Source organism: Pseudomonas sp. FSL L8-0168 (assembly GCF_037976155.1).
Taxonomy (GTDB): Bacteria; Pseudomonadota; Gammaproteobacteria; order Pseudomonadales; family Pseudomonadaceae; genus Aquipseudomonas; species Aquipseudomonas paracarnis.
Window position 1 is genome coordinate 5224008 of sequence record NZ_CP150262.1, and the last position, 24730, is coordinate 5248737.

Here is a 24730-nt window from a genome sequence, read left to right on the forward strand (position 1 = left end):
GTTGGCCGGCGGTCGATGGATCCAGCGTTGCCGCGCGGCTCAGGGCGTTTTGTACTGATCGGGGCCGGCAGATGCAAGCACGTTCGACGCAAACGGCCGGTTTGGCGCGGCAAAAGTTCAGGGTGCCATGGTAAGCTCGCCGCCTCTTTTGCTGCCAATACTGACTCACCGTGCCGCACTCAATCGCCCTTCCCGATGCTTGCCAATGGCTGACCCAGAGCCTTCTGAGCCCCTTGCCCACGCCCTTGACCCTCAACTGGCTATTTGACGAAGGCTCGCTGACGCGACGGCTGACGTGGCTGTCCAACGAGGGTTTCAGCGTGACGCCGCTGTTCGAAGGCTGGCAACCGTTGCGCGATGATGAATGCGCCGCCCTGGACCTGCCGCCGGCCAGTATCGGCTGGGTACGCGAGGTGTATTTGCGCGGGCACGGCCTGCCTTGGGTGTTCGCCCGCAGCGTGGCGGCCCGCAGTGCTTTGCAGGGCGATGGCCTGCACATGGACGAGCTGGGCAGCCGTTCGCTGGGCGAGTTGCTGTTCTGCGACCGCGCCTTCACCCGCCAGGCCATTGAAGTGTGTCACTACCCTCGTGCCTGGCTGCCGACAGCGGACCAGTCCGATAATCTGTGGGCACGCCGCTCGCGCTTCGACCGCGGAGCGCTGAGCGTGCTGGTGGCGGAAGTCTTTTTGCCGAGTTTCTGGCGCGCGTTGCACGATCATCCGGAGAACTGCTGATGTACCAACGTCTGCTCAAGTCCTTGAACCGCCTGAACCCCAGGGCCTGGGATTTCATTCAGTTGACGCGCATGGACAAGCCCATCGGCATCTACCTGCTGCTGTGGCCGACGCTGTGGGCCCTGTGGATCGCCGGCAAGGGTTCGCCGTCGCTGATCAATATCGTGATTTTCGTGCTGGGCGTGGTGCTCACCCGGGCCGGCGGCTGCGTGATCAACGACTGGGCCGACCGCAAGGTCGATGGCCATGTGAAACGCACCGAGCAACGCCCGCTGGTGAGCGGCAAGATCAGTTCGAAAGAAGCGCTGGTGTTTTTTGCCGTGCTGATGGGCATCAGTTTCCTGCTGGTGCTGCTGACCAACGCCAGCACCATCCTGCTCTCCTTGGGCGGCCTGGCTCTGGCGGCGAGCTACCCGTTCATGAAGCGCTACACCTACTACCCCCAAGTGGTGCTGGGCGCAGCGTTTTCCTGGGGCATGCCGATGGCGTTTACCGCCGAGACCGGCCATTTGCCTGCCACCGCGTGGCTGCTGTACATCGCCAACCTGTTATGGACGGTGGGCTACGACACCTATTACGCCATGACCGACCGCGATGACGATTTGAAGATCGGGGTGAAATCCACCGCCATTCTGTTCGGTGACGCTGACCGCGTGATCATCCTCACCCTGCAAGGCCTGGCGCTGGCGTGCCTGTTGCTGGCCGGCGCACGGTTCGAGCTGGGCGGGTGGTTCCACCTCGGGTTGCTGGCGGCAGCGGGCTGTTTTGTCTGGGAGTTCTGGTACACACGGGACAGGGACCGCATGAAGTGCTTCAAGGCGTTCTTGCATAATCACTGGGCGGGGTTGGCGATTTTTGTCGGGATCGTGGTGGATTACGCGGTTCGCTGAGGATTCTGTGGTGGCTGTTGGGACGCCATCGCAGGCAAGCCAGCTCCCACATTTTGACTGTATTCGCAGATCAAAAAATGGGGAGGGGCTTGCCTCCGATGGATTCAGCAGCGCCGCAGACTTAAGGCTTGATGATGTGCCAAACGCTACCCTTGCCATCACCGGTCTTGTCACCGGCTTTCTTGTCGTCCTTGTAGGTGTAGACAGGCTTGCCTTTGTAGGCCCACTGGCTGGTCTGGTCGTCGCGGGTGATCACCGTCCAATCGCCGGTCTTGGTGTCAGTGGACTCTGCCTTCAGCGGTGGCCAGTTGGTCGCGCACTGGTCCTTGCACACTGATTTGCCATCAGCGTCCTTGTCGAAGGTATAGAGCGTCATCCCCTTGTGATCCACTAACATCCCGTCTTGGGTCATCGCCGGCTCTGCCGCAAACGCCAGGCCTGGCAGCGTCAACACCGCAGATACCAGCAGGGCTTTCCAGGAAACAGTGCTGTAAGTCATCGGAACCTTCCTTTGTGGTTGTCAGGATTCGGACCCAAAGGGTAGTCCAGAGTGCCGATAATTGCCCAAGCGACTAAATTACTGTCACACGACTGCAATAATTCCGTTATCTAATGCGGCGCAAGACAGTTAAATGACAAGAGGATTGAGCATGGTTGGCAGGAGCATTCTGATCGTTGACGACGAAGCGCCCATTCGCGAAATGATCGCCGTCGCGTTGGAAATGGCCGGCTATGACTGCCTGGAGGCGGAGAACTCCCAGCAGGCCCACGCCATTATCGTCGACCGCAAGCCGGACCTGATCCTGCTCGACTGGATGCTGCCCGGCACCTCAGGCATCGAGTTGGCCCGCCGTCTCAAGCGTGACGAGCTGACCGGGGACATCCCGATCATCATGCTCACCGCCAAGGGCGAAGAGGACAACAAGATCCAGGGCCTGGAAGTCGGCGCCGATGACTACATCACCAAGCCGTTCTCCCCACGGGAACTGGTGGCGCGCCTCAAAGCCGTGCTGCGCCGCGCCGGCCCGACCGATGGCGAAGCGCCTATCGAAGTCGACGGCTTGATCCTGGACCCGATCAGCCACCGCGTGACCATCGACGGCAAGCCTGCCGAGATGGGACCGACCGAATACCGCCTGCTGCAGTTCTTCATGACCCACCAGGAGCGTGCCTACACCCGTGGCCAACTGCTCGACCAGGTATGGGGCGGCAACGTCTATGTGGAAGAGCGCACTGTGGATGTGCATATCCGCCGCCTGCGCAAAGCCTTGGGCGATGCGTACGAGAATCTGGTACAAACCGTGCGCGGCACCGGCTATCGGTTTTCTACCAAAGGCTGAGCCAGTCCCTTCCTCCCTAAACAGCTGACAAGGACGCATGTTTAAGTGAACCAGAACTGGCACGGCACCCTGATCCGCCACATGCTTCTATTGATCACTGCCTGCCTGCTGGTCGGGCTGATCAGTGGCTATTACGGCTGGAGCCTGGCCGCCGGCATCGCGTTGTACCTGGGCTGGACCCTCAAACAATTGCTGCGCCTGCATGAATGGCTGCGCCAGCACAAACCCGACGAAGCACCGCCCGATGGCTATGGCCTGTGGGGCGAGGTGTTCGACAGCATCTACCACCTGCAACGCCGCGACCAACGGGTACGCGGGCGCCTGCAAGCGGTGATCGACCGGGTGCAGGAGTCCACCGCCGCACTCAAGGACGCGGTGATCATGCTCGACAGCGACGGCAACCTCGAATGGTGGAACCGCGCCGCCGAGACTCTGCTGGGCCTCAAGACGCCCCAGGACAGCGGCCAGCCGGTGACCAACCTGGTACGCCACCCGCGCTTCAAGGAGTACTTCGAGCAGGACAACTACGAAGAAGCCCTGGAAATCCCCTCGCCCACCAACGACCGCGTGCGCATCCAGCTGTACCTGACCCGCTACGGCAACAACGAACACTTGATGCTGGTACGTGACGTGACCCGTATCCACCAGCTGGAACAGATGCGCAAGGACTTCGTCGCCAACGTCTCCCACGAGTTGCGCACGCCCTTGACGGTGATCTGCGGCTACCTGGAGACGTTGCTGGACAATGTCGATGAGATCAACCCGCGCTGGAGCCGCGCCCTGCAGCAGATGCAGCAACAAGGCTCACGCATGCAAACCCTGCTCAACGACCTGCTGTTGCTGGCCAAGCTTGAAGCCACGGACTACCCCTCGGATAACCACCCCGTGGCGGTGCAGAGCCTGTTGCAGACGATCAAGAACGATGCCCAGGCGCTCTCAGGCGAACGCGGGCAGCAGATCACGCTGGAGGCCGACCCAACCGTATTGCTCAAGGGCAGTGAAGGCGAACTACGCAGCGCCTTCTCCAACCTGGTGTTCAACGCGGTGAAGTACACCCAGGACAAGGGCAATATCCGCATTCGCTGGTGGGCCGACGAGCATGGCGCACACCTGAGTGTGCAGGACTCGGGTATCGGTATCGACGCCAAGCACCTGCCGCGCCTGACCGAGCGCTTCTACCGTGTCGATTCCAGCCGTAACTCCAATACCGGCGGCACCGGGCTGGGCCTGGCCATCGTCAAACATGTGCTGTTGCGCCATCGGGCCCGCCTGGAAATCAGCAGCGTGCTGGGGCATGGCAGTACCTTTACCTGTCACTTTCCGCCGGCGCAGGTAAACCGTTCGCGAGCGGTCGAGGCCGATGATTAAGTGGAAGTGAGCACGGCCCACTGTGGGAGCTGGCTTGCCTGCGATGGCGGCGGGTCAGCCAAATTATCGGTAGCAGGCAGACCGCCATCGCAGGCAAGCCAGCTCCCACACGGGTTCTGCGACACGACTTTGCAGCCCCGCCCGGCAGCGGGCACTAGGCAAGCGCCCCGTCAGCCGCTACATTGGCCGACTTGTGCCTGCCTTTCAGGCCTACCTGTCACCCTTATTGAACACACGGAACCTGCAAAACCCCATCATGGACCCTTCCCCTGGCATTACCCTCGCTACACTCTTCGCCGATTTCGGCATGATTCTTTTTGCACTGATCCTGGTACTGCTCAACGGTTTCTTCGTTGCGGCGGAATTTGCCATGGTCAAACTGCGCGCCACCCGCGTCGAGGCCATCGCCCATAAGAACGGCTGGCGCGGGCAGATCCTGCGTACCGTGCACAGCCAGCTCGACGCCTACCTGTCGGCTTGCCAGTTGGGTATCACCCTGGCGTCCCTGGGCCTGGGCTGGGTCGGTGAACCGGCCTTTGCGCACATCCTCGAGCCGATGCTGGGCGCGGTCGGCGTGCAGTCGCCTGAAGTGATCAAGGGCGTGTCGTTCTTTGCCGCCTTCTTCGTGATTTCCTACCTGCACATCGTGGTCGGTGAGTTGGCCCCAAAATCCTGGGCGATTCGCAAACCCGAGTTGCTGTCGCTGTGGACGGCCGTGCCGCTGTACTTGTTCTACTGGGCGATGTACCCGGCTATCTACCTGCTCAACGCCAGTGCCAACGCCATTCTGCGTATCGCGGGCCAAGGCGAGCCTGGCCCCCACCATGAGCACCATTACAGCCGCGAAGAACTCAAGCTGATCCTGCACTCCAGCCGTGGCCAGGACCCCAGCGACCAAGGCATGCGCGTACTGGCCTCCGCCGTGGAAATGGGCGAGCTGGAAGTAGTGGACTGGGCCAACTCCCGGGAAGACCTGGTGACCCTGGACTTCAACGCCCCGCTCAAGGAAATCCTCGCGCTGTTCCGTCGCCATAAATTCAGCCGCTACCCAGTGTATGACGCGGTGCGCAACGAGTTCGTCGGCTTGCTGCACATCAAGGATTTGCTGCTGGAACTGGCGGCCCTGGACCATATCCCCGAATCGTTCAACCTGGCCGAATTGACCCGTCCATTGGAACGCGTATCGCGACATATGCCGTTGTCGCAACTGCTGGAGCAGTTCCGCAAAGGCGGCGCGCACTTCGCCCTGGTGGAAGAGGCCGACGGCAAGATTATCGGTTACCTGACCATGGAAGACGTGCTGGAAGTGCTGGTGGGCGATATCCAGGACGAACACCGCAAGGCCGAGCGCGGCATCCTCGCCTACCAGCCCGGCAAACTGCTGGTGCGTGGGGACACGCCGTTGTTCAAGGTGGAACGCCTGCTGGGCGTCGACCTGGACCACATCGAAGCCGAAACCCTGGCCGGCCTGATCTACGACACGCTCAAGCGCGTGCCGGAAGAAGAAGAAGTGCTGGAAGTTGAAGGCTTGCGGATCATCATCAAGAAGATGAAAGGGCCGAAGATCGTGTTGGCCAAGGTCTTGCTGCTGGACTGACTGCAAGCGCAGTGCTGTGTGTGGGAGCGGGCTTGCCCGCGATAGCGGTGGGTCAGCCAGCGCATCGTTGACTGAGAGATTGCTATCGCGGGCAAGCCCGCTCCCACATGGACTAAGCGTCGCCTTGAAGGGTCACGCACCCGGCACGAAATGCTTCTGCGCCGTGCCACGGGCGATCAGGCGGGAAATGTAGTCCAGCTTCTGCGCATCCTGGTCGATAAAGCGGAAGGTCAGCTGCAACCAGTCGCTGTCGGGCTTGGGCTCGTAGGCGACGATGGCGTGCAGGTAGCCGTTGAGCCGTGCGACTTCGGCGTTGTCGCCCTGCTCAAGGTCGAGCACGGCGCTTTCCAGCACCTGAGGCAGGACCTCGCCACGCTTTACCACCAGCAACGCTTCCTTGATGCTCAGGGCCTTGATCACGCATTGCTGGGTGCCGCTTGCGAGGCGCAACTGGCCCTGACCGCGACTGCCAGCCGGCGCCGCTGCGGCGGGGGCCTTGACTGGCGGTGTATTGAGCAAACCTTTGCTGGGCGCCGCCACCGGGGCCGGCTTGACCGCTTCGGGTTTGCCGCCGGTCAGGGCGCTCAGGGAGTCGTTGCCAAAGGCTGAGTTCATCTTGGTCGGCGCGCTGGCAATCAGCGCATCGAGGCGACCGATCTTGTGCAGGGCTTGCTTGACCTTGTTCAGCAACTGCTCGTTGGTGAACGGCTTGCTCACGTAGCCGGAAACGCCGGCCTGGATGGCCTGCACCACGTTTTCCTTGTCGCCACGGCTGGTCACCATCACGAACGGCATGGCCTTCAGGCGCGCTTGCTCGCGGCACCAGGTCAACAGCTCAATACCGGACATTTCCGGCATTTCCCAGTCACACAGCACCAGGTCGAAGGTTTCGCGCATCAGGATGGATTGCGCCTTTTTGCCGTTCACCGCATCTTCGATCTTGATTCCGGGGAAGTAATTGCGCAGGCACTTCTTCACCAGGTCGCGAATAAACGAGGCGTCATCCACCACCAACACACTGACTTTACTCATCGACCCTTCATCCTATAAAAACGTCTGCAAAACGCCTGACTGATGGCATTTTGCCAAAACTCGCGGGTCACAGAAGGACTTTATGGCGCCTGCTGTGCAAAAAATTCAGATGCCACAAACGAAAACGCCCGGCCAGAGGCCGGGCGTTAATTTCTCGGGCAACCTTACTTATCGTCAGATTCGCCCGAAACATTAGGGATTAGATCAGCAGTCCCTTCAACTTCGGCTTTCATGCGCTTGAGGCCCATGTGCCGCACATCGGTGCCGCGCACCAGATAAATCACCAATTCCGAGATATTGCGCGCGTGGTCGCCGATACGCTCCAGGGAACGCAGCACCCAGATAATGTTCAAGACCCGCGAGATCGAGCGCGGGTCTTCCATCATGTAAGTGGCCAACTCGCGCAGCGCGGTCTTGTATTCGCGGTCGATGATCTTGTCGTACTGTGCCACCGACAACGCCAGTTCGGCGTCAAAGCGGGCGAAGGCGTCGAGGGCATCGCGCACCATGTTGCGTACCTGATCGCCGATATGGCGCACCTCCACGTAGCCACGGGGGGCTTCACCCTCTTCGCACAGCTGGATGGCGCGGCGGGCAATCTTGGTGGCTTCGTCACCGATGCGTTCCAGGTCGATCACCGACTTGGAAATGCTGATGATCAAACGCAGGTCCGAGGCCGCCGGCTGGCGACGGGCGAGAATGCGCAGGCACTCTTCGTCGATATTGCGTTCCATCTGGTTGATCTGCTCATCAATCTCACGCACTTGCTGGGCCAGGCCCGAGTCGGCCTCGATCAGCGCGGTGACCGCATCATTGACTTGCTTCTCCACCAGCCCGCCCATCGCCAGGAGGTGGCTGCGCACTTCCTCAAGCTCGGCATTGAACTGCGCGGAGATGTGGTGGGTAAGGCCTTCTTTGCTAATCATGTTGGCGTCCTTGGAGCGTCCGGTAAGGTGCGGAAAACCGCAGCGTCAGTGCAATCAGAACCACAGCTTCCTAGCCGTAGCGACCGGTGATGTAGTCTTCGGTCTGCTTCTTCGCCGGATTGGTGAACAGGGTGTCGGTGTCGCCGAACTCCACCAGCTTGCCCATGTACATAAACGCGGTGTAGTCGGAAACCCGCGCCGCCTGTTGCATGTTGTGGGTCACGATGACGATGGTGAACTTGGACTTGAGCTCGTAGATCAGCTCTTCGACTTTCAGGGTGGAGATCGGGTCGAGGGCCGAGCACGGTTCGTCGAGCAGCAGCACTTCCGGCTCTACGGCGATGGTACGGGCGATCACCAGACGCTGCTGCTGGCCGCCGGACAAGCCGAGTGCCGATTCGTGCAGGCGGTCCTTGACCTCGTCCCACAATGCCGCGCCCTTGAGCGCCCACTCAACGGCTTCATCGAGGATGCGTTTCTTGTTGATACCCTGGATACGCAGGCCGTAGACCACGTTTTCGTAGATGGTCTTGGGGAACGGGTTGGGCTTCTGGAACACCATGCCCACGCGGCGACGCAGCTCGGCCACGTCCTCGCCCTTGCGGTAGATATTGGTGCCGTAGAGGTTGATCGCGCCTTCCACACGGCAACCGTCCACCAGGTCATTCATGCGGTTGAAGGTACGCAACAACGTCGACTTGCCGCAGCCCGACGGGCCGATAAAGGCGGTCACACGCTGTTTTGGGATGTTCATGCTGACGTCGAACAGCGCCTGCTTGTCACCGTAGTACAGACTCAGGCCCGGTACTTCGATGGCCACGGTTTCCTGGGCCAGGCTCAGGCTCTGCTTGTCGCGACCCAGGGCAGACATGTTGATGCCGTGGGATTGGGTTTCGTGTTGCATGGGATGCTCCCTGTGCTACCAATTCATTCGTTGAACCGCCGGGGCGGCTTACTCAAATTCTGTGTCTGTGGGAGCTGGCTTGCCTGCGATGGCATCACTGCGGTCTTACTGATACACCGCGTCGTCTGCATCGCAGGCAAGCCAGCTCCCACATTGGATCGCATTAGCTGTCCAGCGCTTTGTATTTTTCGCGCAGGTGGTTACGAATCCACACTGCCGACAGGTTGAGCGTGGCGATCACCAGCACCAGCAGCAACGCGGTGGCGTACACCAGAGGCCGTGCCGCTTCGACGTTGGGGCTCTGGAAGCCGACGTCATAAATATGGAAGCCCAGGTGCATGATCTTCTGGTCCAGGTGCAGGTACGGATAGTTGCCGTCCAGCGGCAGCGACGGCGCCAGTTTCACCACACCCACCAGCATCAGCGGCGCCACTTCACCGGCGGCGCGGGCCACGGCGAGGATCATGCCGGTCATCATGGCCGGGCTGGCCATTGGCAGCACGATCTTCCACAACGTTTCCGCCTTGGTCGCGCCGAGCGCCAGGGAGCCTTCACGCACGGTTCGAGGGATCCGCGCCAGGCCCTCTTCGGTGGCCACGATCACCACCGGCACCGCCAGCAGCGCCAGGGTCAGCGAAGCCCAGAGCAGCCCCGGCGTACCGAAGGTCGGCGCAGGCAGCGCTTCAGCGAAGAACAGACGATCGACCGAGCCCCCCAATACATACACGAAGAAGCCCAGGCCGAACACGCCGTAGACGATCGCCGGTACACCGGCCAGGTTGTTCACGGCGATGCGGATGATGCGCGTCAAGGTGTTCTGCTTGGCGTATTCACGCAGGTACACCGCGGCCAGTACGCCAAACGGGGTCACGATCATTGCCATGATCAGGGTCATCATCACGGTGCCGAAGATGGCCGGGAAGATCCCGCCTTCGGTGTTGGCTTCCCGTGGGTCATCGCTGAGGAATTCCCAGACCTTGCTGAAGTAGAAACCGATCTTGGTCATCGTGCCCATGGCGTTCGGCTGGTAGGCGTGCACCACTTTGCCGATGCCGATTTCCACTTCCTTGCCGTTGCCGTCACGCGCCGTCAGGGCGTCGCGGTTGAATTGGGCATGCAGGTCGGCCAGGCGCGCTTCGATGTCCTGGTAGCGCGCATTCAGCTCGGCGCGGTCGGCGTCCATGTCGGCCTGGGCGGCAGCGTCGAGCTTGCCTTCCAGTTCCAGTTTGCGACCGTGCAGGCGGATGCGCTCCAACCCGGCGTTGATCGCGCCAATATCGGTTTTTTCCAGGCTCTTGAGCTGAGCGGCCAGCTTGTTCACGCGGTCCACGCGAGCTTGCAGCTCCGGCCACGCGGCCTCGCCTTCGGCAATCACCTTGCCGTCCTGCTTGACGTTGACCAGGGTGCCGTAGAAATTGCCCCATTCACGGCGCTCAATGGCCATCAGGTTGGTCGGTTTGGTCTGGTCCTTCAACCATTCGCCGACGATCCAGGTGAAGTCGTTGCCGTTCAAATCGCGGTTGCCGACCTTGATCAGCTCACGGGTCATGAATTCCGGGCCTTGGTCCGGCACTGGCAGGCCCGCGCTTTTCAGACGCTCACGCGGCACTTCTTCTTTCTGGACCACTTCGCCGATGACGATGTGGTTGGCCTGGCCTGGCACGTTGTAGTTGGCCTGGATCAGGTCGGCCGGCCAGAAATGGCCCAGGCCCCGCACCGCAATCACAGCCAGCAAACCAATGGTCATGATGACCGCGATGGACACCGCGCCACCGCTGATCCAGACGCCGGGGGCGCCGCTCTTGAACCATCCATTCAGGGAGTTCTGTTTCACAGACTTCTACCTTTCTTAAAGCGACGAGTATTTCTTGCGCAGACGCTGACGAATCAGCTCGGCGAGGGTGTTCATGATGAAGGTGAACAACAGCAGCACCAGCGCCGAGAGGAACAGCACGCGGTAATGACTGCCGCCCACTTCCGACTCGGGCATCTCCACCGCAACGTTGGCCGCCAGGGTGCGCAGGCCCTCGAACAGGTTCATCTCCATCACCGGGGTGTTACCGGTGGCCATCAGTACGATCATGGTCTCGCCCACGGCGCGGCCCATGCCGATCATCAGCGCCGAGAAGATGCCCGGGCTGGCGGTGAGGATGACCACGCGGGTCATGGTCTGCCACGGCGTGGCGCCCAGTGCCAGGGACCCCAGGGTCAGGCCGCGTGGCACGCTGAACACGGCGTCCTCGGCGATGGAGTAGATGTTCGGGATCACGGCAAAACCCATGGCCAGGCCGACCACCAACGCGTTGCGCTGGTCGTAGGTAATGCCCAGATCGTGGGAGATCCACATGCGCATGTCACCGCCGAAAAACCAGGTTTCCAGGTACGGGCTCATGTACAGCGAGAGCCAACCCACGAACAGGATCACCGGAATCAGGATCGCGCTTTCCCAGCCATCGGGAACGCGCAGGCGGATCGACTCAGGCAAGCGGCTGAAGACAAAGCCGGCGACCAGGATGCCAATCGGCAACAGCATCAACAGGCTGAAAATGCCCGGCAGATGCCCTTCCACATACGGCGCCAGGAACAGGCCGGCGAAGAATCCGAGGATCACCGTCGGCATGGCTTCCATCAGTTCGATCACCGGCTTGACCTTGCGGCGCAGGCTCGGCGCCATGAAGTAAGCGGTGTAGATCGCTGCAGCAACCGCCAGTGGCGCCGCCAGCAACATGGCGTAGAACGCGGCCTTCAAGGTGCCGAAGGTCAGCGGGGCCAGGCTCATCTTGGGTTCAAAATCGGTGTTGGCGGCCGTGGATTGCCAGACGTATTTAGGCTCGTCGTAGTTCTCGTACCAGACCTTGCTCCACAACGCGCTCCACGACACTTCCGGGTGCGGGTTGTCGAGCAACAACGGTTGCAGCTTGCCACCCGCCTCGACGATCACACGGTTGGCCCGTGGCGACATGCCGAACAGACCCTGACCGTCGACCACCGGGTCCACCAGCAAGGTGCGATGAGCGGTGCTGTGGAACACGCCGAACTGGCCAGCAGCATCCAGGGCGGTGAAGCCTTTGCGGCGCTCTTCAGCGCTGATTTCGACGATGGGTGCAGTGCCCATCTGGAAGGTGCGGATCTGCTTCAGGCGTTGCTCGCCATCCGGGTCACGGGCCATGAACCACTGGGCCAGGCCGCCTTTGGAGTTACCCAGGATCAGCGAGATGCCGCCGACCAACTGGGTGCTGGCGGTGATTTCCGTGTCGGCGTCTTCCAGCAGCTTGTAGCGCCCGTTGAGGCTCTTGTCGCGCAGGCTGAACACGTCGGCCAGGGCACGGCCGTTGATCACGTACAGCCACTGCTGGCGTGGGTCGATGAAGATCGCCTTCACCGGCTCGGTCATCTGCGGCAGCTCGACACGCTTCTGCTCGCTGGTGACCTCACCGGTCATCATGTTTTCTTCGCGGCTCAGGGTCAGCACGTTCAAGTGCGAACCGGCGGAACCTGCCACCACCAGGGAGGTGTCGGTGGCGTTGAGCGCGACGTGCTCCAGCGGGCGACCGGCGTCATCCAGCACGATCGGCGTTTCGCCGTAGGGGTACTCGATCGCTGGGGTGATGGTTTTCTTGCCGTCGGGGTACGACACCTTATAGGTGTGGCGGAACACCAAAGACTGGCCATTGGACAAGCCGAGAATCACCAGCGGGCTGCCCGGCTGATCTTCACCAATGGAAGCAACACTGGTACCGGCCGGAATCGGCAGGTCGACACGCTTGAGCTCGGCACCGGTGTCCACGGCAAAGAACAGCGCCTGGCCCTTGTCGGAAACCCGCATGGCGACCTGGTTCTGTTCTTCGAGGGAGATCATCAACGGCTTGCCGGCGTCCTGCATCCAAGCGGGCGTCAACGCGTCTTCCTTGGTCAACGAGGCGCCCTGGAACAATGGCGCAACCACATAGGCGAGGAAGAAGAAGATCAGGGTAATGGCGGCCAGCACGGCGAGGCCGCCGACCAGCACATACCAACGGGTGAAGCGATCCTTGAGCGCGCGGATGCGGCGCTTGCGTTGCAGCTCAGGCGTATTGAAATCAATGCGCTTGGGAGGGGAAGTCGTCGTCATGGTGGAATTGGCCAGATCATTCATGCGCACACCCTAGCGATCCTGTATGACAGAAAGATGACAGTGCAGTGACGCAACAAATCCGCCGCGAAGCAGGGCTGGCAGCGGATAAAAAATTAGGGATGCAGACTGCTTATGTGGGAGCAGGCTTGCCCGCGATGGCATCAACACGGTTTCAACGCTAAACCGCGTCGCCAGCATCGCGGGCAAGCCCGCTCCCACAGAAAAGCATGCGTCTACATCAGGTATCGCAGGCTTAGTTGCCTTCTTTCAGACCCAGGTCAGCCAGGGCCTTGGCGGCGACTTTGGCTGGCAGCGGGATGTAGCCGTCTTTGACCACCACTTCCTGGCCCTGCTTGGACAGCACCAGTTTCACGAACTCAGCTTCCAGCGGCGCCAGTGGCTTGTTCGGGGCTTTGTTGACATACACGTAGAGGAAACGCGACAGCGGATACTTGCCGTTCAGGGCGTTTTCTTCAGAGTCTTCGATGTAGTCAGTGCTGCCTTTCTTGGCCAGTGGCACGGTCTTCACGCTGGCGGTCTTGTAGCCGATACCCGAGTAACCGATGCCGTTCAGCGAGGAGCTGATCGACTGCACGACCGAAGCCGAGCCCGGTTGTTCGTTCACGTTTGGCTTGTAGTCGCCTTTGCACAGGGCTTCTTCCTTGAAGTAGCCGTAGGTGCCGGATACCGAGTTACGCCCGAACAGTTGCACTGGCTTGTTGGCCAGGTCGCCGGTCACGCCCAGGTCACCCCAGGTTTTCACATCGGCTTTGGCGCCGCACAGACGCGTCGAGGAGAAGATCGCATCGACCTGTTCCATGGTCAGGTGCTGGATCGGGTTGTCCTTGTGCACAAATACCGCCAGAGCATCCACCGCAACCGGGATTGCCGTTGGCTTGTAGCCGTACTTCTGCTCGAAGGCAGCCAGTTCGGTGTCCTTCATCTTGCGGCTCATCGGGCCCAGGTTGGAGGTGCCTTCAGTCAACGCAGGTGGCGCAGTGGCAGAGCCGGCAGCTTGAATCTGGATGTTGACGTTCGGGTATTCCTTTTTGTAACCCTCGGCCCACAGGGTCATCAGGTTAGCCAGGGTATCGGAACCGACGCTGGACAGGTTGCCCGACACACCAGTGGTCTTGACGTAAGCCGGGATTGCCGGATCAACACCAGCGGCCACCGCGTTGGCGGTCGCAACGCCAGCAGCGACAAAAGTCATTGCCGCCATCAAACGTTTCAGTTTCATGCCTTGCTCCTAGCAGATAGGGATAATTGGATCGGGGCCAAGTATCGGCAGGCCGTGTGAACACTCTATGTCTGAAATATGACAATTAGATGAAAGGCCACTATCTGAATGTGCAGGCTTCAGCGACCGCGTTTCCACAGATACCCGCCCACCAGCATCCCCATCACACACAGGACGGCCACATAGTAAGCCGGGCCCATCGGGCTCTCCTTCATCAGCAGCGACACCGCCAATGGCGTCAACCCGCCGAACACGGCATAAGCAACGTTGTAGGAGAACGACAGACCGCTGAAGCGCACCACCGGCGGGAAGGCTTTGACCATCACGTAGGGCACCACGCCGATGGTGCCGACAAACAAGCCGGTCAGGGCATACAACGGGAACAGCCAGTCCGGGTGGGCCATCAGGCTGTGATACAGCGTCCAGGAGGTCGCCAGCAGCAGTGCGCAACCGGTGACCAGCACGCGACCGGCACCAAAACGGTCGGCCAGCGCGCCTGCGGCGATGCAACCCAGGCTCAAGGTCACGATGGCCAGGCTGTTGGCCTGCAGTGCCACCGTGGGGCTGAAGTGATAGATAGTTTGCAACACGGTCGGGGTCATCAGGATGACTACCACCACGCCGGCCGACAGCAGCCAGGTCAACAGCATCGACAGCACAATGGCGCCACGGTGATCGCGCAACACTGCGCGCAAGGGCAGTTCAGCGGCCAGGCTCTTGCGTTGCTGCATCTCGGCGAAGATCGGGGTTTCATGCAGCCAACGACGCAGATACACCGACAGCAGGCCGAATACGCCGCCGAGCAGGAAAGGAATCCGCCAGGCGTAATCAGAGACCTGTTCCGGTGTATAGGCGCTATTGATGGCGGTAGCCACCAACGAGCCCAGCAGAATACCGGCGGTGAGGCCGCTGGTCAGGGTGCCGCAGGCGTAGCCGATGTGGCGCGGCGGCACGTGCTCGGAGACGAACACCCAGGCGCCCGGTACTTCACCGCCAATCGCAGCGCCCTGGATGATGCGCATCAGCAGCAACAGGACCGGCGCCCACAGGCCGATCTGCGCGTAGGTCGGAAGCAAGCCCATGATCAGGGTGGGCACGGCCATCATGAAGATGCTCAGGGTGAACATTTTCTTGCGGCCCAGCAGGTCACCAAAGTGCGCCATGATGATGCCGCCCAAGGGGCGGGCCAGGTAGCCGGCGGCGAAGATGCCGAAGGTCTGCATCATGCGCAGCCATTCGGGCATGTCGACGGGGAAGAACAGTTTCCCGACCACGGTGGCGAAAAACACAAAGATGATGAAGTCGTAGAACTCCAGCGCCCCGCCCAAGGCAGACAGCGACAGGGTTTTGTAGTCGTTGCGGGTCAGCGGGCGCGAGGGTTGCGCACTGCTTGCAGGCACGGAGGACATGGCAAGGCTTCTCTTATAGTAATCATCGTAAAGGACTGCACGCCCGTGACTTGCGGCGGGTTTGGCAAGATAGCAAATCGCCTGAAAAAGCACAGCGCCAGGAGCACAGTTGCGCGCAAAAGCCCCGATACAGCGTCTATTTACCGACCAAATGAGCGTCGGGAGGTCGTCGTGGCGCCAGGGTCTCGATATACTCGCCGGTGCAAGCGCCAGACCCGCTGTCTTGAGGGGCTGCTGTGCCAAAACGCTGTTGGGTACCATCCAGCCGATTTGGCAGAGTTTCCCTTTAGTTCGCCTTACGAGAAACGCATCGAGCGGTGTATGTTGGTGCTGAAACGTTTTTCTGAGAAGACGGCTATCCACTTGAAATACCCATGAAGCGTCACGGGTCAGAGGCACCCTCGGCATGATCGAACTCGAACAAGAAGATCCTATCCCGCAAGGCGACCTCGCCCTGCAAATCACCGCGCTTCCGCGTGAAACCAACGGTTTTGGCGATATCTTCGGCGGCTGGCTGGTCGCGCAGATGGACCTGGCCGGCACGGCAATGGCCAGCAAGGTCGCCGGTGGGCGCGTGGCCACCGTGGCCATTGATCGCATGGCGTTCCTGGTGCCGGTAGCCGTGGGCGCGCAGCTTTCCTTCTATACCCAGGCCCTGGAAATCGGCCGCAGCTCGATCCAGATGATGGTCGAAGTGTGGAGCGACGATCCGTTGTCCAGCGAATGGCGCAAGGTGACCGAAGCCGTATTTGTGTTCGTCGCCATCGATGGCAGCGGCCGCACGCGCTCGGTACCGTCACGGGCGCGTTAAACCTCGCCGGGTTTTAACGGTCAATTGCCCCATTGCCTGCCACTAAGAGAGCTTTGTCATGCCTACGCCCCACGTTGAGACGGTAAAAATCGACGAGCTGGACTGCTGGCGCATCCGCCACAACGGCGCCGAGTTGATGGTGGCCCAACAGGGTGCGCATATCTTCAGTTACCAGCGCGAGGGCGAACAGCCGCTGATCTGGCCGAACCCTGAGGCCGTGTTCAAGCAGGGCAAAGGCATTCGTACTGGCGTACCGGTGTGCTGGCCGTGGTTCGGGGTGTTCGACCGCAACCCGCAAAGCGTCAAAGCCATGCGTCAGAGTAATCAGCCTGCCGGCGCCCACGGTTTTGTGCGCACCGCCCGCTGGGAATTGGCCGCCACCGAACTCGACGGCCAGACGCTGCGAGTGGACCTGGTTTTGCCGGTGCCGGCTGGCGGCTTTCCAGGCTGGCCCCATCAGGTAGACCTGACGCTGAGCCTGCTGTTGGATGACCAACTGCACATCCGCCTGACCAGCCACAACCGCGGCGCCGACATCGTGACCCTCAGCCAGGCATTGCACACCTACTTCGCCGTGAGCGATGTGCGCAAGGTTCAGGTCGAGGGCCTGGATGGCGTGGCTTACATCGATACCGCCGACGGGTGGGCCGAGAAACAACAAGCCGGGCTGCTGCACTTCAGCGCCGAAACAGACCGCATTTACCTGAATACGCCGGCACAGCTGAATATCGTCGATAGCGATTGGCAGCGCCGTATCCAGCTCACCAGCGAAGGCTCGAAAACCACCGTGATCTGGAACCCCTGGACCGAACGCGCCAAGGCTTTCGACGATATGGCCGATGACGGCTGGCAGGGGATGTTGTGCATCGAGACGGCCAACGTGCTGGACGATGTGGTGAACCTGGCGCCCGGGGAAAGCCACACCTTGGGCGTGAGCATCACGGCCCAGGCCTTGTAAACCCAACCCAATGTGGGAGCTGGCTTGCCTGCGATGCAGACAACTCGATGTGTCAGGAACACCGAGGCGCTGCTATCGCAGGCAAGCCAGCTCCCACAGGGGTTATGCTTTGGGCTTTAGAGATCAGACTCCTGCACCACCCGAACCTTCCCGGCCTCCAGCGCATACGCGGCATCCGCCAAGTCGTTATTGACCTTCTCCACCTTCAACGTGCCCGTGACCCACAGCGGCGTGTAGATATCATCCAGCTTCAGCCCCTTGGGATAGCGCACCAGCACCAGTTGATTAGGCGGCGGTGGCGGCACGTGTATGCAGGCGCCCGGGTAAGGCACCAGGAAGAACAATGTGCTGCGGCCCTTGGCGTCCGTTTCAAGCGGCACCGGATAGCCGCCAATGCGGATATTCTTGCCGTTCATGGCTGCGACGGTCTTGGTGGAATACATCACCGCAGGCAGGCCCTTGCTCTGCTTCAAGCCACCCTTTTCGGTGAACGTGCCTTGAGCTTCGGGAGAGTTATGGTCGATCTCGGGCATGGCTTCGAGAGCTTTCTGATCCGACAGCGGCATCAGGTCCAGCCAGTCGGTTTCCGGCAGTTCGCCAGCGTGCGCCAGGCCAGAGCCCAGCAGAAGAAGCATTAACAGAAGACGGCGCATGGAGAGGCTCGGCAAATACAAGTGCCGAGCATTCTAGCCCTCTGCGCCTGCGCAGCGCAGAGGACTTTGTCGGCTGATTACTTCTTTTTGATCAGGCCGTAGATCACCAGCAACACGATGGCACCCACCAGCGCGCCGATGAAACCTGCGCCCTGGCCTGCCTGGTAGATCCCCAGGGCCTGACCGCCGTAGGTCGCGGCCAGGGAACCGGCGATACCCAGCAGGATGGTCATGATCCAGCCCATGCTGTCGTCGCCAGGCTTGAGGAAGCGCGCCAGAAGGCCGACGATCAAGCCGATAAAGATGGTTCCGATGATACCCATGGCATTTCCCTCTGATTGGTATAAGTCATGCCAAAGCCTAGTCAGGCTTTGGCATCCTGCAATCAGAGAGACGCAGAACCCCAATGGTTCCCGCCGTGGCCAGGCTTATTGTTCGGCGATCAGCGCTTCAACCTTGAGAATCTGCGCTTGCAACGTCGCACGATCCTTGCAGCGCAGGTTGGCGTGGCCGACCTTGCGCCCGGCCTTGAAGGCCTTGCCGTAGTGATGCACGTGGCAATCGTCGATCGCTATCACACGCTCCACCGGCGGTACAGAGCCGATGAAGTTGAGCATGGCGCTCTCGCCGACCTTGGCCGTGGAGCCCAACGGCAAGCCCGCCACCGCCCGCAGGTGGTTTTCGAACTGGCTGCACTCGGCGCCTTCAGTGGTCCAGTGTCCGGAGTTGTGAACGCGCGGGGCGATTTCATTGGCCTTGAGGCCACCGTCGACTTCAAAGAACTCGAACGCCATCACGCCGACATAATCCAGCTGCTTGAGCACACGGCTGGAATAGTCTTCGGCCAGGGCCTGCAGCGGGTGGTCAGTGCTGGCTACCGACACTTTCAGGATGCCGTTGACGTGAGTGTTGTGCACCAACGGGTAAAAGCGGGTTTCGCCATCACGGGCGCGTACGGCAATCAGCGAGACTTCGCCAGTAAACGGCACGAAGCCTTCCAGCAGGCAGGCAACGCTGCCCAGCTCGGCAAAAGTGCCGACCACATCGGCCGCGGTACGCAGGACTTTCTGACCCTTGCCGTCGTAACCCAGGGTGCGGGTTTTCAACACCGTCGGCAGGCCGATGCTGGCGACCGCGGCGTCCAGGTCTGCCTGGGACTGGATGTCGGCGAAGGCCGGCGTCGGAATGCCCAGGTCCTTGAACATGCTCTTTTCGAACCAGCGGTCGCGAGCGATGCGCAAGGCTTCGGCGCTCGGGTACACCGGCACGAACTGCGACAGGAAGGCCACGGTTTCGGCCGGGACGCTTTCGAATTCGAAGGTCACCAGGTCGACTTCATCGGCCAGTTGGCGCAGGTGGTCCGGGTCGCTGTAGTCAGCGCGCAGGTGTTCACCCAGGGCCGCAGCGCAGGCGTCCGGCGCCGGGTCCAGGAAAGCGAAGTTCATCCCCAGCGGCGTACCCGCCAAAGCCAGCATGCGGCCCAGTTGGCCGCCACCGATTACACCGATTTTCATCAATAACAACCTCAGGCGATGCGTGGGTCTGGATTGTCCAGCACGCTGTCTGTCTGCTCAGCACGGAATTTTTTCAGCACCGCATGAAACTGCGGGTGCTTGGCGCCCAGGATGCTGGCGGACAGCAAGGCTGCGTTGATCGCGCCGGCCTTGCCGATCGCCAGGGTTGCCACCGGAATGCCAGCCGGCATCTGCACGATGGACAACAGCGAATCCACGCCCGAGAGCATCGACGACTGCACCGGCACGCCAAGCACGGGCAGGTGAGTCTTGGCCGCGCACATGCCAGGCAAGTGCGCCGCGCCGCCGGCACCGGCGATGATCACCTCGATGCCACGGGATTCTGCTTCATCGGCATACTGGAACAGCAAATCCGGGGTGCGGTGGGCGGAGACCACCTTCACTTCGTACGGAATGCCGAGTTTTTCCAGCATATCGGCGGTGTGGCTAAGGGTGGACCAATCGGACTTGGAGCCCATGATCACGCCAACCAATGCACTCATCGTCGTGCCTCTTCTCTCTGGGCGCCCGCAGGCGCGTCAAAAAACAACAAGCCACGCGGGAGACCGGCGTGGCTTGGTGTACGAATTAAGGCCGGTTGGACCGGCCGAAGGCCGCGCAGTATACCGTAATAATCCAGATAAACAGCCCCTGGGATGACCATCTGTCTAGCGGCGCAACGTGGCGGTTTTATTGACTTAAGAGTCAGCGAAAACACCACGAAATCCTGTGGGAGCTGGCTTGCCTGCGATAGCAGTGGATCAGCGCAAAATAGGTTGGCTGACACACCGCTATCGCAGGCAAGCCAGCTCCCACATGTGTTCTGCGCTGGGCTCAAGCGCTTTGCGCCGCCCCACCTTCAAGCTTCCTCCACAACAACCGCACATTCGCCTTGCGCACCAACGCGCAGCGATACAGACGAATCTCCAGCGGCACGTGCCATTGCGGCCCGCCACACACCACCAGTTCGCCGCGCGCCAACTCTGCACGTACGCTCAACTGCGGTACCCAGGCGATTCCCAAGCCTTCGAGCGCCATGCTCTTGAGGCTGTCGGCCATGGCGGTTTCATAGATGGTGGTAAAGCGCAGAGCCCTCTGGCGCAGCAGCAAATTCACCGAGCGGCCAAGGAACGCGCCGGCGCTGTAGGCCAGCAGTGGCACGCTGCCCTCGCCTTCCAGGTCGAACAGCGGCTTGCCGTCGGCATCGGCGGCGCACACCGGGAGCATTTCAGTGTTGCCCAGGTGCAGCGACGGGAAAATCTCGGCGTCCATTTGCATCGCCGCGTCCGGGTCGTAGAACGCCAGCATCAAGTCGCAACCGCCTTCGCGCAGGGCGTGCACGGCGTCGCCGACGTTGGTGGCCACCAGCCGCGTGGCGATATTCAAGCCCTCGTTGCGCAACTGCGCGATCCAGCGCGGGAAGAACCCCAAGGCCAGGGAGTGGGCGGCCGCCACTTGCATGACTTCGCCCTGCCCGCCTTCCAGGTGATGCAAATGGCGCAGTACTTCACCGAGCTGTTCGACCACGGTGCGCGCCGTCACCAGAAACAACTGCCCGGCCGCTGTCAGTTCCACCGGCGTGCGTGAACGGTTGACCAACGTCAGCCCCAACGCGGCTTCCAGGCTGCGGATACGCCGACTGAACGCCGGCTGGGTGACAAAGCGCCGCTCAGCCGCCTGGGAAAAACTACGCGTCGCCGCCAGGGCGCTGAAGTCTTCCAACCACTTGCTCTCAAGGTTCATCACTGCCTCCCACGGAATGCACCATTTTGGCACACACGCCCGCCAAGATAACCGGGTCACATCCACATTATGCCGTTTGTGCATAGGCCAGTGTTTAACAGCATTGGCCCAAAAAGTTCTACAAGCCTAGCATTCGCAGCGTTCCGGCCAGTTCCGGGTCCATATTGAGATGATTTCCGTCATGTCCTCTGCTGCATCATTCCGTACCGAAAAAGACCTGCTTGGCGTACTCGAAGTACCGGCTCAAGCGTATTACGGCATCCAGACCCTGCGAGCGGTGAATAACTTCCGCCTCTCGGGCGTTCCGATTTCGCATTACCCGAAATTGGTGGTCGGTCTGGCAATGGTCAAGCAAGCGGCCGCTGACGCCAACCGCGAGTTGGGCCAGCTCAGCGAAGCCAAGCACGCTGCCATCAGCGAAGCCTGTGCGCGTCTGATCCGCGGCGATTTCCACGAAGAGTTCGTGGTGGACATGATTCAAGGCGGCGCCGGCACTTCAACCAACATGAATGCCAACGAAGTCATCGCCAACATCGCGCTGGAGGCCATGGGTCACCAGAAAGGCGAATACCAGTACCTGCACCCCAACAACGACGTGAACATGGCGCAGTCGACCAACGACGCCTACCCGACCGCGATCCGCCTGGGTCTGCTGTTGGGCCATGACGCGCTGCTGGCCAGCCTCGACAGCCTGATCCAGGCGTTCGCCGCCAAAGGCGCCGAGTTCAGCCATGTGCTGAAAATGGGCCGCACCCAGTTGCAAGACGCCGTGCCGATGACCCTCGGCCAGGAATTCCGCGCCTTCGCCACTACTTTGGGTGAAGACCTGGCCCGCCTGAAAACCCTGGCACCGGAGCTGCTGACCGAAGTGAACCTGGGCGGCACCGCCATCGGTACCGGCATCAACGCCGACCCACGCTACCAGGCCCTGGCCGTACAACGCCTGGCCACCATCAGCGGCCAGCCGCTGGTACCGGCGGCCGACTTGATCGAAGCCACCTCCGACATGGGCGCCTTTGTACTGTTCTCCGGCATGCTCAAGCGTACCGCCGTGAAGCTGTCGAAGATCTGCAACGACTTGCGCCTGCTGTCCAGCGGCCCACGCACCGGCATCAACGAGATCAACCTGCCGGCTCGCCAGCCAGGCAGCTCGATCATGCCCGGCAAGGTCAACCCGGTAATCCCGGAAGCGGTCAACCAGGTAGCGTTCCAGGTCATCGGTAACGACCTGGCCCTGACCATGGCAGCCGAAGGCGGCCAACTGCAGTTGAACGTGATGGAGCCGCTGATCGCCTTCAAGATCTTCGACTCGATCCGCCTGCTGCAACGCGCCATGGACATGCTGCGCGAGCACTGCATCGTCGGCATCACCGCCAACGAAGCGCGCTGCCGCGAACTGGTGGAGCATTCCATCGGCCTGGTCACCGCGCTGAACCCGTACATCGGCTATGAAAACGCCACCCGCATTGCGCGTATCGCTCTGGAAAGCGGGCGCGGCGTGCTGGAACTGGTGCGTGAAGAAGGCTTGCTCGACGACGCCATGCTCGACGACATCCTGCGCCCGGAAAACATGATTGCCCCACGTTTGGTCCCGCTGAAGGCCTAAGCGTTTGTTGCACCGCTCACCAGGTTGAGGGACTAGACACCTCTCACCTTTTGAGGGCCTGAAGGCTCGTTCTTCAGGCCCTTTTTTTTGCCTTGAGGTTGCTCCATGACGCCCATAAAAAATCTAATATCGCACCGCAAACCTTCCTCGCCTTGCGCGACCGCGCTGAAACCTTTAATCGCCCCGTGCAGACGGATCACGCTCGCCTAGGTATAGTGCCGCCCCTCTTCGCGTCTGCGGCTGTCGGTAACGAGGCCCGGGAACCACGCGAAAGCGCATGAATAACAACACCCGCAAAAGGATGGGGATCGAGCGTCGTGCACTGCCTGGTGCCGAGCGATGCGTCGGACCGTCCTGCGTTTGCCATTAGAAAAATCAGCGAGGAACACTCCATGCTCGAAGTCATCAACGACTTCCTCTCAGGGAAAGTACTGATCGTGCTCATAGTCGGGCTCGGCGGTTATTTCACGATCCGCTCGCGTTTCGTGCAGTTGCGTCACTTTTTCCACATGTTCTCGGTGTTTAAAGACAGCCTCAAGAGCAGCGCCGGCCAACTCAGCTCGTTCCAGGCGCTGATGCTCAGCCTGGCCGGCCGGGTGGGTGCCGGTAACATCGCCGGAGTCGGCATTGCCGTGACGTTGGGTGGCCCGGGTGCCGTGTTCTGGATGTGGGTCACCGCGCTGGTGGGCATGTCTTCGAGCTTTATCGAGTGCTCCCTCGGCCAGTTGTACAAGCGCACCGACGCTGAAGGCACCTACCGTGGCGGCCCGGCGTATTACATCCAGCACGGCCTGCAGAAACGCTGGCTGGGGATGGTCATGGCGTTCCTGCTGCTGGTGACCTTCGGCTTTGCCTTCAATGGCCTGCAAGCCCACGCTGTAACACACTCGTTGAATAACGCGTTTGGCCTCGACACCACCTACACCGGCCTGGCGCTGGCGGTGTTGCTGGGCCTGGTGTTCATTGGCGGGATCAAGCGTATTGCCTCGATTGCCGACCTGCTGGTACCGGTCAAGACTCTGGTGTACATCGCCGTGACCCTGTACGTGATCGTGCTGCAATTCGACCACGTACCGGCCATGCTCGCGACCATCGTCAAGAGCGCGTTCGGCCTCGACCAAGCCTTCGGTGGCCTGGTGGGCAGCGCGATCATCATGGGTGTAAAACGCGGCGTGTTCGCCAACGAAGCAGGCTTGGGCAGTGCGCCTAACGTGGCGGCAGTGGCGTCGGTAGAACACCCTATCGCCCAAGGCGTGGTGCAAGCGTTCAGCGTGTTCCTCGACACCTTCGTGATCTGCACCTGTACTGCGTTGCTGATCCTGCTGTCGGGTTTCTACACCCCAGGCTTTGAAGGCGACGGCATTGCCCTGACCCAGAACTCCCTGGCGGCGGTGGTGGGTGACTGGGGCCGCATGTTCATCTCGGTGGCCCTGGCGTTGTTCGTGTTCACCTCGATCATGTACAACTACTACCTGGGCGAGAGCAACCTGCGCTTTCTGGTCGGCAATAACCGCAAGGTGCTGATGGGCTATCGCGCCTTGGTGCTGGTGCTGATTTTCTGGGGCTCGATCGAGAACCTGAGCACCGTGTTCGCCTTCGCCGACATCACCATGACCATGCTCGCGTTCGTCAACCTGTTTGCCCTGGCGTTCCTGTTCAAGATTGCCATGCGCATCCTCAATGACTACGACAACCAGCGCGCAGCGGGCATCAAGACCCCGGTGTTCGACTCCAGCCAGTTCCCCGACCTGGACCTGGACCGCAAGGCATGGCCAGCCAACCCGGTGCAAACCGAGGCGGCTCCGGCAGCTGAACTGAGCGCTCAAGCGCAACGTTAATCACGGTTAGATGACACGCCGCCCGGCCTTGGGCATGCTCTGGGCCCGGCGGC

Annotated in this window: 22 protein-coding genes; 9 read left to right on the forward strand and 13 right to left on the reverse strand. The window is 61.0% G+C overall.

Annotated features, from left to right (window positions below; translation table 11 throughout):
- The first annotated feature begins 170 nt into the window (after nucleotides 1-170).
- Together MHH62_RS24115 and ubiA are read left to right on the forward strand one after the other, a co-directional pair.
- Nucleotides 171-734: a chorismate lyase gene (locus MHH62_RS24115; RefSeq protein WP_058410132.1), complete on the forward strand. Its 564-nt coding sequence runs from the start codon at nucleotides 171-173 to the stop codon at nucleotides 732-734.
- Nucleotides 734-1624 carry a 4-hydroxybenzoate octaprenyltransferase gene (gene ubiA / locus MHH62_RS24120; protein WP_014720511.1) on the forward strand — a complete coding sequence of 297 codons (891 nt, stop codon included), beginning with the start codon at nucleotides 734-736 and terminating at the stop codon, nucleotides 1622-1624. Before MHH62_RS24115 ends, ubiA begins: the two co-directional genes overlap by 1 nt.
- A gap of 121 nt (nucleotides 1625-1745) precedes the next feature.
- Here ubiA and MHH62_RS24125 read toward each other — a convergent pair whose 3' ends face one another.
- Nucleotides 1746-2123, reverse strand: a complete 378-nt coding sequence (locus MHH62_RS24125) for a hypothetical protein (RefSeq protein ID WP_014720512.1) — start codon at nucleotides 2121-2123, stop codon at nucleotides 1746-1748.
- Nucleotides 2124-2274: 151 nt separating this feature from the next.
- Between MHH62_RS24125 and phoB the strand changes: the two genes are divergently transcribed.
- From phoB to MHH62_RS24140, 3 genes are all read left to right on the forward strand, one after another.
- Nucleotides 2275-2964, forward strand: coding sequence for a phosphate regulon transcriptional regulator PhoB (gene phoB, locus MHH62_RS24130; protein WP_003195617.1), 690 nt, complete (start codon nucleotides 2275-2277; stop codon nucleotides 2962-2964).
- Between the two features lie 81 nt (nucleotides 2965-3045).
- Nucleotides 3046-4332, forward strand: a complete 1287-nt coding sequence (gene phoR, locus MHH62_RS24135) for a phosphate regulon sensor histidine kinase PhoR (protein WP_178123077.1) — start codon at nucleotides 3046-3048, stop codon at nucleotides 4330-4332.
- Nucleotides 4333-4588: 256 nt separating this feature from the next.
- A complete protein-coding gene (locus MHH62_RS24140) occupies nucleotides 4589-5929 on the forward strand; it encodes a hemolysin family protein (protein WP_003195620.1) in 1341 nt (446 codons plus the stop codon).
- Nucleotides 5930-6061: 132 nt separating this feature from the next.
- Here MHH62_RS24140 and MHH62_RS24145 read toward each other — a convergent pair whose 3' ends face one another.
- From MHH62_RS24145 to MHH62_RS24175, 7 genes are all read right to left on the reverse strand, one after another.
- Nucleotides 6062-6961 (reverse strand): response regulator, encoded by a 900-nt coding sequence (locus MHH62_RS24145; protein WP_339232059.1) that lies wholly within the window; start codon nucleotides 6959-6961, stop codon nucleotides 6062-6064.
- A 164-nt stretch (nucleotides 6962-7125) separates the two neighbouring features.
- Entirely contained in the window at nucleotides 7126-7887 is a 762-nt protein-coding gene (gene phoU / locus MHH62_RS24150; RefSeq protein ID WP_003195624.1) for a phosphate signaling complex protein PhoU, read from the reverse strand.
- A 70-nt stretch (nucleotides 7888-7957) separates the two neighbouring features.
- Complete coding sequence (pstB, locus tag MHH62_RS24155) at nucleotides 7958-8791, reverse strand: phosphate ABC transporter ATP-binding protein PstB (RefSeq protein ID WP_003195626.1); 834 nt, start codon at nucleotides 8789-8791, stop codon at nucleotides 7958-7960.
- A gap of 163 nt (nucleotides 8792-8954) precedes the next feature.
- Complete coding sequence (gene pstA / locus MHH62_RS24160) at nucleotides 8955-10625, reverse strand: phosphate ABC transporter permease PstA (RefSeq protein ID WP_020302831.1); 1671 nt, start codon at nucleotides 10623-10625, stop codon at nucleotides 8955-8957.
- 15 nt (nucleotides 10626-10640) lie between these two features.
- Nucleotides 10641-12674: an ABC transporter permease subunit gene (locus MHH62_RS24165; RefSeq protein ID WP_172832677.1), complete on the reverse strand. Its 2034-nt coding sequence runs from the start codon at nucleotides 12672-12674 to the stop codon at nucleotides 10641-10643.
- 484 nt (nucleotides 12675-13158) lie between these two features.
- Nucleotides 13159-14145: a phosphate ABC transporter substrate-binding protein PstS gene (locus MHH62_RS24170; RefSeq protein WP_003195633.1), complete on the reverse strand. Its 987-nt coding sequence runs from the start codon at nucleotides 14143-14145 to the stop codon at nucleotides 13159-13161.
- Nucleotides 14146-14264: 119 nt separating this feature from the next.
- Nucleotides 14265-15554: an MFS transporter gene (locus MHH62_RS24175; protein ID WP_014720517.1), complete on the reverse strand. Its 1290-nt coding sequence runs from the start codon at nucleotides 15552-15554 to the stop codon at nucleotides 14265-14267.
- Between the two features lie 406 nt (nucleotides 15555-15960).
- On the opposite strand from MHH62_RS24175, the gene MHH62_RS24180 reads away from it, so the two are divergent.
- Both MHH62_RS24180 and MHH62_RS24185 read left to right on the forward strand, forming a co-directional pair.
- Nucleotides 15961-16365: an acyl-CoA thioesterase gene (locus MHH62_RS24180; protein ID WP_003176975.1), complete on the forward strand. Its 405-nt coding sequence runs from the start codon at nucleotides 15961-15963 to the stop codon at nucleotides 16363-16365.
- A gap of 58 nt (nucleotides 16366-16423) precedes the next feature.
- The gene (locus tag MHH62_RS24185; RefSeq protein ID WP_020302830.1) at nucleotides 16424-17323 is read left to right on the forward strand and encodes a D-hexose-6-phosphate mutarotase; all 900 of its coding nucleotides are present in this window, start codon (nucleotides 16424-16426) and stop codon (nucleotides 17321-17323) included.
- 116 nt (nucleotides 17324-17439) lie between these two features.
- Here MHH62_RS24185 and MHH62_RS24190 read toward each other — a convergent pair whose 3' ends face one another.
- The 5 genes from MHH62_RS24190 to MHH62_RS24210 form a co-directional block, all read right to left on the reverse strand.
- Nucleotides 17440-17976 (reverse strand): DUF3299 domain-containing protein, encoded by a 537-nt coding sequence (locus MHH62_RS24190; RefSeq protein ID WP_050585631.1) that lies wholly within the window; start codon nucleotides 17974-17976, stop codon nucleotides 17440-17442.
- Nucleotides 17977-18053: 77 nt separating this feature from the next.
- A complete protein-coding gene (locus tag MHH62_RS24195; protein ID WP_005792540.1) occupies nucleotides 18054-18299 on the reverse strand; it encodes a GlsB/YeaQ/YmgE family stress response membrane protein in 246 nt (81 codons plus the stop codon).
- A gap of 105 nt (nucleotides 18300-18404) precedes the next feature.
- Nucleotides 18405-19490: a 5-(carboxyamino)imidazole ribonucleotide synthase gene (locus tag MHH62_RS24200; protein WP_339232060.1), complete on the reverse strand. Its 1086-nt coding sequence runs from the start codon at nucleotides 19488-19490 to the stop codon at nucleotides 18405-18407.
- 11 nt (nucleotides 19491-19501) lie between these two features.
- Nucleotides 19502-19993, reverse strand: a complete 492-nt coding sequence (purE, locus tag MHH62_RS24205; protein ID WP_003195648.1) for a 5-(carboxyamino)imidazole ribonucleotide mutase — start codon at nucleotides 19991-19993, stop codon at nucleotides 19502-19504.
- 331 nt (nucleotides 19994-20324) lie between these two features.
- Nucleotides 20325-21233, reverse strand: a complete 909-nt coding sequence (locus MHH62_RS24210; protein WP_014720521.1) for a LysR substrate-binding domain-containing protein — start codon at nucleotides 21231-21233, stop codon at nucleotides 20325-20327.
- 181 nt (nucleotides 21234-21414) lie between these two features.
- Between MHH62_RS24210 and aspA the strand changes: the two genes are divergently transcribed.
- Nucleotides 21415-22839: an aspartate ammonia-lyase gene (aspA, locus tag MHH62_RS24215; RefSeq protein ID WP_003195657.1), complete on the forward strand. Its 1425-nt coding sequence runs from the start codon at nucleotides 21415-21417 to the stop codon at nucleotides 22837-22839.
- Nucleotides 22840-23231: 392 nt separating this feature from the next.
- Nucleotides 23232-24677 (forward strand): alanine/glycine:cation symporter family protein, encoded by a 1446-nt coding sequence (locus tag MHH62_RS24220; RefSeq protein WP_014720535.1) that lies wholly within the window; start codon nucleotides 23232-23234, stop codon nucleotides 24675-24677.
- Nucleotides 24678-24730 lie beyond the last annotated feature (53 nt).

Excerpts from the sequence above, each read along its gene's own strand:
- ubiA (WP_014720511.1), top strand. The coding sequence starts at position 734 with ATGTACCAACGTCTGCTCAAGTCCTTGAACCGCCTGAACCCCAGGGCC.
- MHH62_RS24125 (WP_014720512.1), bottom strand. The coding sequence starts at position 2,123 with ATGACTTACAGCACTGTTTCCTGGAAAGCCCTGCTGGTATCTGCGGTG.
- phoB (WP_003195617.1), top strand. The coding sequence starts at position 2,275 with ATGGTTGGCAGGAGCATTCTGATCGTTGACGACGAAGCGCCCATTCGC.
- phoR (WP_178123077.1), top strand. The coding sequence starts at position 3,046 with ATGCTTCTATTGATCACTGCCTGCCTGCTGGTCGGGCTGATCAGTGGC.
- MHH62_RS24140 (WP_003195620.1), top strand. The coding sequence starts at position 4,589 with ATGGACCCTTCCCCTGGCATTACCCTCGCTACACTCTTCGCCGATTTC.
- MHH62_RS24145 (WP_339232059.1), bottom strand. The coding sequence starts at position 6,961 with ATGAGTAAAGTCAGTGTGTTGGTGGTGGATGACGCCTCGTTTATTCGC.
- phoU (WP_003195624.1), bottom strand. The coding sequence starts at position 7,887 with ATGATTAGCAAAGAAGGCCTTACCCACCACATCTCCGCGCAGTTCAAT.
- pstB (WP_003195626.1), bottom strand. The coding sequence starts at position 8,791 with ATGCAACACGAAACCCAATCCCACGGCATCAACATGTCTGCCCTGGGT.
- MHH62_RS24165 (WP_172832677.1), bottom strand. The coding sequence starts at position 12,674 with ATGCAGGACGCCGGCAAGCCGTTGATGATCTCCCTCGAAGAACAGAAC.
- MHH62_RS24170 (WP_003195633.1), bottom strand. The coding sequence starts at position 14,145 with ATGAAACTGAAACGTTTGATGGCGGCAATGACTTTTGTCGCTGCTGGC.
- MHH62_RS24175 (WP_014720517.1), bottom strand. The coding sequence starts at position 15,554 with ATGTCCTCCGTGCCTGCAAGCAGTGCGCAACCCTCGCGCCCGCTGACC.
- MHH62_RS24180 (WP_003176975.1), top strand. The coding sequence starts at position 15,961 with ATGATCGAACTCGAACAAGAAGATCCTATCCCGCAAGGCGACCTCGCC.
- MHH62_RS24185 (WP_020302830.1), top strand. The coding sequence starts at position 16,424 with ATGCCTACGCCCCACGTTGAGACGGTAAAAATCGACGAGCTGGACTGC.
- MHH62_RS24190 (WP_050585631.1), bottom strand. The coding sequence starts at position 17,976 with ATGCGCCGTCTTCTGTTAATGCTTCTTCTGCTGGGCTCTGGCCTGGCG.
- MHH62_RS24195 (WP_005792540.1), bottom strand. The coding sequence starts at position 18,299 with ATGGGTATCATCGGAACCATCTTTATCGGCTTGATCGTCGGCCTTCTG.
- MHH62_RS24200 (WP_339232060.1), bottom strand. The coding sequence starts at position 19,490 with ATGAAAATCGGTGTAATCGGTGGCGGCCAACTGGGCCGCATGCTGGCT.
- purE (WP_003195648.1), bottom strand. The coding sequence starts at position 19,993 with ATGAGTGCATTGGTTGGCGTGATCATGGGCTCCAAGTCCGATTGGTCC.
- MHH62_RS24210 (WP_014720521.1), bottom strand. The coding sequence starts at position 21,233 with ATGAACCTTGAGAGCAAGTGGTTGGAAGACTTCAGCGCCCTGGCGGCG.
- aspA (WP_003195657.1), top strand. The coding sequence starts at position 21,415 with ATGTCCTCTGCTGCATCATTCCGTACCGAAAAAGACCTGCTTGGCGTA.
- MHH62_RS24220 (WP_014720535.1), top strand. The coding sequence starts at position 23,232 with ATGCTCGAAGTCATCAACGACTTCCTCTCAGGGAAAGTACTGATCGTG.